Source organism: Pedobacter sp. 01T416_2 (genome assembly GCF_056398925.1).
Map to the genome: position 1 here is coordinate 1 of NZ_JBFTQI010000215.1, position 7,950 is coordinate 7,950.

Below are 7,950 nucleotides of genomic sequence, written 5' to 3' on the forward strand. Positions count from 1 at the left end.
AGCTACCACTTTGTACTATTGCGCGGTACTGTGTGCTTATAGTGAGGTTAGAAAATACATATGGATTTGCTGTTGAGGTAACGGTAGACCAGTTTACCCCGTTGTTGATAGATCTTTCCCAACGGATAATGTTTCCAACTTGGCCTGTTAAACTGATGTTTCCGCTATTTGCACCTGCACATACATTCACATCTCCAGCGGTTGTGCCGCCAACACTGAGCGGGTTAACGGTGACCTGAACATCATCACTGGATGCAGAACAGTTGGTGTCGCTTATTGTCCATCTAAAGGTATAAGTATTTCCGGCCTGTAAACCAGCAATTGTTGTATTGCCCTGTGTGTCATCAGCAAAAGTTACAGCTGTTGGTGCGCTAACGATCGTCCACTTGCCTGTGCCAACTACTGGCGTATTTCCTTTTAAGGTGTAAGTGCTGGCATTGCAGATCGCTTCATCCGGACCAGCATTTGGCAGTGTTACACTTGGCAAAACCGTAATGGTAATGCTGGCTGGCGCGCCTGGGCAACCATTTGTAGATACAGGCGTAATGGTATAAGTTACTGTACCTGGAGTGGTGCCAGAATTGGTTAAAATATCGTTGATCTGCGTTCCTGCCGATGCTACCGTTCTATTGCTATTTCCGGTTATTACTCCGGTTATCACGCTGACATAAGTATAGTTTACGCCTGTTAGGTTTGTTGTTAAGGTTATGGCTGATGAAGTGGCATTACAGATGGTTGTACTGCCTGCAGTTGGTGTGACAATAGGATTAGGTTTGATGGTAACCACTAAATTAAATGGCGTTCCATCGCAGCCATCAAAATGAGGAGTGATGATATAAGTTACGCTTGCATCGGCATTAAGATCGCTATTGGTGAGGATATCGTTAATTGGGCCGCTTCCGTTGGCGGTATAGCCAGTTGCAGATGGAGTTCCGGTAGCAGCGGTCCAGGTGTAGGTTACGCCTGCTACTGCAGAGGTGGGAGTGTATGCAACGCTATTACCTGTACAGATGGTTTTAGCCACTGCGCTTGTTAAACTGATATTGGGTTTTATTTTAAGAATGATATCATCATCAATCTGATTGCAGGGGGCGGCGAGTGCGGTGGTAACCCTTAACCTCAAAGTAACCGTACCAGTTGTTTTTTCGGCTGCGGTTGGCGTGTAGGTTGCGTTTAAATCATTTCTGTTGGGTGTAAATGTTCCCGCCCCGCCAATCCAGGTTTGTGTTGTGGTGGCTCCGGTTATGGTTCCGTTAAGTGTAAAACTGGGGTCGTTAAAACAGATATTTTGGTCTGGCCCCGCACTAATCACTGGTGCTGTACTGAAGGTTAGAATTTGGGTATCGGTTGCGGTGCCGCAATTATTTTTGTGCACAACAGTTACGGTATAAGTATCGTAGCTATCGAATTTTATCGATGGATATTTAGAGTTGGCGGTTGTACCACCGGTAAAGCTATAGGTGCCCGATCCTGATGGTGAAACTGTCCAGGTATAGCTATCGGGTAAATCTTTTGTCGTGCCAGTAATTAATGTTTGGGTTGGCCYTGTTGTGGTATTGTTAAAATCGTAAGTAGCCAGATTACATAGGGTAATATCAGGCGATAGTGTAGCTACAGGCCCCACATTAACCACAACAGTTTGTGGTAGGCTGATAATTACACCGCATGACGGTGTGCTGATGCTTAAGGTAATAGTATAGGTGCCAGGACTGGTAAAATTGAACTCCGGTTCTTTGCTTGCGGCATTTGTACCACCAACAAAGCCCACCGCTGGGCTAACTGACCATGAATAATTATTGGCTGCATTGCAGGTATTGTCTAAAACAGAAAGGTCGGTAGCTTTTAAAGTTGTTCCAGAGCAAATGGTAGTTGAAGGTAGACTAAAATCAGGCTTTGGCGGATCTTGGATGCAGATTTTCATTTCTACCGGATCGGCATCGCACTCGCCTGTAATATTTTTAGATTCTAACCTAATAGTATACTCTCCATGCGTTGGAAATTTGTATACAAAATTGTATGATTTGGGCTTGTCAACCTCTTTAATCACACCATCAACATACCAGTTATAGGTTACATTATTTGGGGTACAGGCTGCAGTATTGGTGTTTGGGTTTTCGCCTAAAACAGATGTATTAACAAACGTGATGTCGGCATTGGTACAACCCGGCGTATTGAAAGCAAACGAATTTATCGGTTTTACCACCACTTTAGCCGAAGAGGAAACGGGTGTACCCATTGTAGTACAGAAAGCGTTCGATACATTAATAGATACATCAAAAGCATTATAAATTGTGCCAGCACTTGAAGTAGAAACACTTCCGCAAGATGATCTGGTATATGCATGTGTAACCTTACCACCATTGGCAATAATCTCACAAAGTGTATAGGTTGAGGTAGTTTGATCGCCCCAGGTAATCGTATAAATATCTCCCGGAAAATTGTTTTGAATACCTGCGCTCGAACTAACATCTACGCTAAATGTTAAGGCGCCTAAGGGCAAACAAACCACTGTATTGCCCGAATTGGCAAAAGCTGTTATCGCTTTATTGTTAATCAGTAGATAAGCCTTGGTTGCAACCGAGCCATCCGGCATCACAGCTTTAGTGTAAATGGTATAATGTGTCTGCTGAGCATTAAAAGGTTGTATTGCTGTGGGGAAATTGATTAATGTTGGACTCCCTCCATTTACTTCGTCAGTTATGCTCGCGGTAACTGTACTGTTTGCTGTAGATGCATTTGTGAGGAAGAAAGAATTATTGGCCTTACTGGTGCAGGTACCAAAAGTTTCATCATTGGCCACATTTAACAATGTTGATGTTAATTTAGCCTCAACTGGTGGTCCCGTCTTTACTTCAAAAGCTGTTGATGGTGTGCTTGTGAATGCAGGAGCGGTAGATTTTATCCTAACCTGATAACCTGTACCAGGCGTAAGTGTTGCAGGAAGTTTACCATTTATGTAAGTACTATAGAAGCCGGTGTAACTGCCAATAAGTGTWTCGGCGCCAAAACTTCCATTCTGATCGGAAAGATATAACTGGAATTGGTTCCCTTGAGCGGCACAGCCTGCACTGATATTAAAAGGAACGGCAATAGTACTGCCTGGGGTAAAAGGGCCTGCATCAACTGAGCCTATGGTAATTTGGGCGAAAACATTTGACGTAAACAAAAATGTCCCAAAAAACAGGACAAAAGAAAGCCATTTCCTTTTACAACGAATCTTCATAAATCTCTAACACTAGGGAATGATTTTATTGCGTTCTGGAAGCGTTGTTAGTTAAACTTGCTTTAATCCAATCTCAGAAATGAGTATTCGACCTAAGACGCGTCAATAAATATTCGCTGCAAAGAACGTAATTTTTGCATGACAATCATAGAATTTTACACCAACATTAACTAAATGAATGGGTTATAGCTTAGGCAAAGTTTCGTTTTTGCTATAATAGAGCATAAAAAAACCCCCAAGGCCTTATACCTTGAGGGTGTATTTTTACACGAAATAGTTTCGCTATGAATGGTATTACATCATACCACCCATGCCACCGCCGCCCATTGGAGGCATTGGAGCACCACCTTCTTCAGGTTCGTCTGCTAAAACAACTTCAGTAGTTAATAACATCGCTGCAATAGACGCTGCATTTTCTAACGCTACACGGCTTACTTTAGTTGGATCGATAACACCAGCACCAATTAAGTTTTCGTAAACATCAGTACGTGCATTGTAACCGAAATCAGCTTTACCTTCTTTAACTTTTTGAACTACGATAGAACCTTCAATACCTGCGTTTTCGCAAATCTGACGTAATGGCTCTTCGATAGCACGACGGATGATCTGGATACCAGTGTTTTCATCTTCATTAGCACCTTTTAAATCCGCTAAAGCTTCAACTGCACGGATAAAAGCAACACCACCACCAGCAACGATACCTTCTTCTACAGCCGCACGGGTTGCATGTAAAGCATCATCAACACGGTCTTTTTTCTCTTTCATTTCAACCTCACTGGCTGCACCTACATAAAGAACGGCAACACCGCCAGCTAATTTAGCCAAACGCTCTTGTAATTTTTCTTTATCGTAATCAGATGTAGTCGTTTCGATCTGAGATTTAATTTGGCTAACACGCGATTTAATATCATCTGAGTTACCAGCACCGTTAATTACAGTTGTATTGTCTTTATCAACAACAACTTTCTCAGCAGAACCTAAATAAGTTAAATCAGCATTTTCTAATTTGTAACCTCTTTCTTCTGATACTACAATACCACCGGTTAAGATTGCGATGTCTTCTAACATTGCTTTTCTTCTATCACCAAAACCTGGAGCTTTAACAGCAACAACTTTTAACGAACCACGGATTTTGTTAACTACCAATGTTGCTAAAGCTTCGCCATCTAAATCTTCAGAAATGATAACCAATGGTTTGCCAGTTTGAACAGTTTTTTCTAAAACCGGTAACAATTCTTTCATGTTACTGATTTTTTTGTCATAGATTAAAATGTAAGGATTTTCTAATTCAGCTTCCATTTTATCTGCATTGGTAACAAAGTATGGAGATAAATAACCCCTGTCAAATTGCATACCTTCAACTGTTTTAACTTCAGTTTCGGTACCCTTTGCTTCTTCAACCGTAATTACACCATCTTTACCAACTTTGCTCATTGCCTCAGCAATTAACGAACCGATAACTTCGTCATTGTTAGCCGAGATAGAGGCAACTTGCTTAATTTTATTGTTATCATCACCAACTGCTTGTGATTGAGATTTTAAGTTTTCTACAACAGCAGCAACCGCTTTGTCAATACCACGTTTTAAATCCATTGGGTTTGCACCAGCAGCAACGTTTTTAATACCTGTAGTAATAATTGCCTGAGCCAATACAGTTGCAGTAGTAGTACCATCACCAGCAATATCAGCTGTTTTTGAAGCTACTTCTTTAACCATTTGAGCACCCATGTTCTCAACGGCATCTTTCAATTCGATTTCTTTTGCAACTGTAACACCATCTTTAGTGATTGCAGGTGAACCGAATTTTTTATCAATAATTACGTTACGTCCTTTTGGACCTAAAGTTACTTTTACTGCATTTGCAAGAATATCAACACCTCTTTTCAGGGCATCACGAGCTTCTACGTTATATTTTACTTGTTTTGACATTATTTTTTAAATTTTGAATGATTGTATGAGAGAATGATTGAGTTTGTGCTTTTTCATTCTAACATTATTATTTTATTTGTTGATTTATGCTGAATTCACTCATTTGAGGTATTCAGTCATTCAATCATTAATTTTTACCCAACAACAGCGTAAATATCAGTTTCGCGCATAATTAAGTAATCTTTACCTTCGTAAGGGAATTCGGTACCACCGTATTTACCATAAATTACAACATCGCCAACTTTTACACTCGCTTTTTTACCTTCAGCATCTTCTTCAGAAACAGAAACTACAGTTCCTTTAGATGGTTTTTCTTTTGCAGTATCAGGGATATACAAACCTGATGCAGTTTTCTCTTCTGCCGCAGCCGGTTCAACTATTACTCTGTTCGAACTGCCAGCAATTGGTTTAAGGTTTAACGCCATAACTTTTATTATTTTTTTATTTTGATTTGAGTTTTTAACTAAGCTTACAATTAACACTTTTTATGCCAAGAGGTTTAGCGGGACAAATTTTCACCAAACTGTCAAACTTTTTACGCTAATTTAGAATGTGGGTGTCAGCATGGCAGTAAGTTTTGATTTTTTAGCCAGATTTATTGCATGTATATTCAGTGTTGACCACCGACCAACCTATATGATATTGGAGTTGTTAACTCTTGTTCGCTAAATTGGAACTTTCTCCGTTAAATATTTCCAATATCTTTTAGGTACATGCTGCAAATGCAGTTTGGTGTTTTTCCGCGCTACAATGTTGGCACTTTTAAAATAATCTTTCCAAAGGGTTGCGTACAATGCCTCACTTTCGTCCATTAAAACTGGCGCAAGATTTTGCTTATCTGCACCGTTGCTAAAGCTGATCGTAATTTCTTCAACGCTTGTTAAATTATAATGTAAGCCATATTTGCGCTTTAAATCGTAAATTACCCAAGGCTGATCGGCATAACGGTTTTTAAAATGATTGGATATTAAAGGCAGTACATTAAAATCAGGATCTATATTGGCATAAAATATCCCATCGCCAGTTTTTTGAAAACGGATAAATGCTTCCATCCTGTGTTTTTCCCTTTCTACGCTTTTGGCATATTTAGCCAGTGCAATTACATGTGGATTGCCATAATTACTTTCTGCACCCAATTGATTTTGAAAAATATATATGGTAAACTGAAAGAGGTGATTGTAAGCCTCTGGTATTTCTGATAAATAGGTGCAATAGTATTTGCGGTGCCAATCCTTTTTGAGTTTCTTTTGCAGCCCTGCCCAAACCCGATCTGCTTTTTCTGCACTGGTGCTAATTGTAAAACTTTCTGCAAAAGCTTCAGGCTGAAAAATTGAAGTAGATTTTAGCACAACTTTTCCCGGCTTACGTTCAAACCATTCGAAAACAGCGGTTAATAAACCTTGAAAAGTGCCATCGAAAATGTAGGTCATGGGATTTATTTTAGTCCGTCATTCCCGCGAAGGCGGGAATCTTAATGCCGTAGCTTTGAGATTCCCAATCAAGTTGGGAATGACGATCGTGGGGTTTTAAAACAAAATCATCTGGTTGCTATCTGTTTTTAAATATTTGCTCTGGCTTTCGGCCAAAATAAAAGCCTTAATCTGTGTGCCCTGATAATCTTTCAGCTGATAGGGGCTATCCAGGCAAACAATAAAGTGTTTGGCCCGGTTATAAGCCACACCGATTTTTTTCAACTGGTCAATCCTGAGTTTTCCGAACTTTCTGGCCTGTACAATTTTTTGGGCCGACATTACACCGATACCCGGTATCCGGAGAATCATTTTATAATCAGCCGTATTAATATCCACAGGGAAATGCTGCATATTTCTAATCGCCCAGCTTAATTTTGGATCGATATCAATATCAAGGTTCTGGTTGGCATCGTTTAAAATTTCCTGCACTTTAAAGCCGTAAAACCGCATTAACCAATCGGTTTGATACAACCTGTTTTCTCTCAGCAATGGTGGCTGTGTACCAATTACAGGCATCCTGGTGTCGTTGCTAATGGGTACATAACCCGAATAATAAACTCTTTTCAGAGAAAAGTTTTTGTAAAAGGTATTCGCGGTGTACATAATATCTTTGTCGCTCTCGGGTGTGGCGCCAATAACCATCTGTGTGCTTTGTCCCGCAGGTACAAATGTTGGTACATGTTTGATCAGTTTTTTATCGGCAGTAAACTGGTTAATCTGCTGTTGCACAAAAGCTAAAGGTTTAATTACTTCCTCGTGGTTTTTCTCGGGAGCCAAAAGCTTCAAGCCGGCTTCAGTTGGCATTTCTAAATTAATACTCATCCGATCAGCATATAAGCCAGCTTCTTTAATCAGTTCATCGCTGGCACCTGGAATGGTTTTTAAATGGATATAGCCGTTGTAGTTCTGTTCCAAGCGGAGTTTTTTAACCACTAGCAACAGCCGTTCCATGGTAAAATCGGCATTTTTGAAAATCCCCGAGCTTAAAAACAGGCCTTCAATATAGTTGCGGCGATAAAAATTCATGGTCAGTTCTACCACCTCATCTACGGTAAAGGCTGCACGTTTTACATCGTTGCTTTTCCGCGAAACGCAGAACAAACAATCGTAGATGCAATGGTTAGTCAGGAGGATTTTTAAAAGCGAAACACATCGGCCATCTTCAGTGTAGGTATGGCAAATGCCGGATGTATGGCTATCGCCAAGGCCTTTATTGGTATTTTTTCTCGTGCCGCCGCTTGATGAACAAGAAACATCATATTTAGCGGCGTCAGCAAGAATATTTAATTTTTCACGGATTCGATCAAACATAGGGATATATTTACT

Annotated in this window: 5 protein-coding genes; all 5 read right to left on the minus strand. The window is 40.3% G+C overall.

Going from position 1 to position 7,950, the window contains the following annotated elements:
* On the minus strand, window positions 1-3,166 hold a 3,166-nt coding region (locus AC1DPQ_RS11125; RefSeq protein WP_477609284.1), incomplete at its 3' end, for a PKD-like domain-containing protein.
* A 351-nt stretch (window positions 3,167-3,517) separates the two neighbouring features.
* Entirely contained in the window at window positions 3,518-5,152 is a 1,635-nt protein-coding gene (gene groL, locus AC1DPQ_RS11130; protein WP_477580735.1) for a chaperonin GroEL, read from the minus strand.
* Window positions 5,153-5,286: 134 nt separating this feature from the next.
* The gene (locus AC1DPQ_RS11135; RefSeq protein WP_010599229.1) at window positions 5,287-5,577 is read right to left on the minus strand and encodes a co-chaperone GroES; all 291 of its coding nucleotides are present in this window, start codon (window positions 5,575-5,577) and stop codon (window positions 5,287-5,289) included.
* Window positions 5,578-5,817: 240 nt separating this feature from the next.
* Complete coding sequence (locus AC1DPQ_RS11140; RefSeq protein WP_477609286.1) at window positions 5,818-6,582, minus strand: TIGR03915 family putative DNA repair protein; 765 nt, start codon at window positions 6,580-6,582, stop codon at window positions 5,818-5,820.
* Window positions 6,583-6,678: 96 nt separating this feature from the next.
* Window positions 6,679-7,935 (minus strand): putative DNA modification/repair radical SAM protein, encoded by a 1,257-nt coding sequence (locus AC1DPQ_RS11145; RefSeq protein WP_477584889.1) that lies wholly within the window; start codon window positions 7,933-7,935, stop codon window positions 6,679-6,681.
* Window positions 7,936-7,950: the final 15 nt, after the last annotated feature.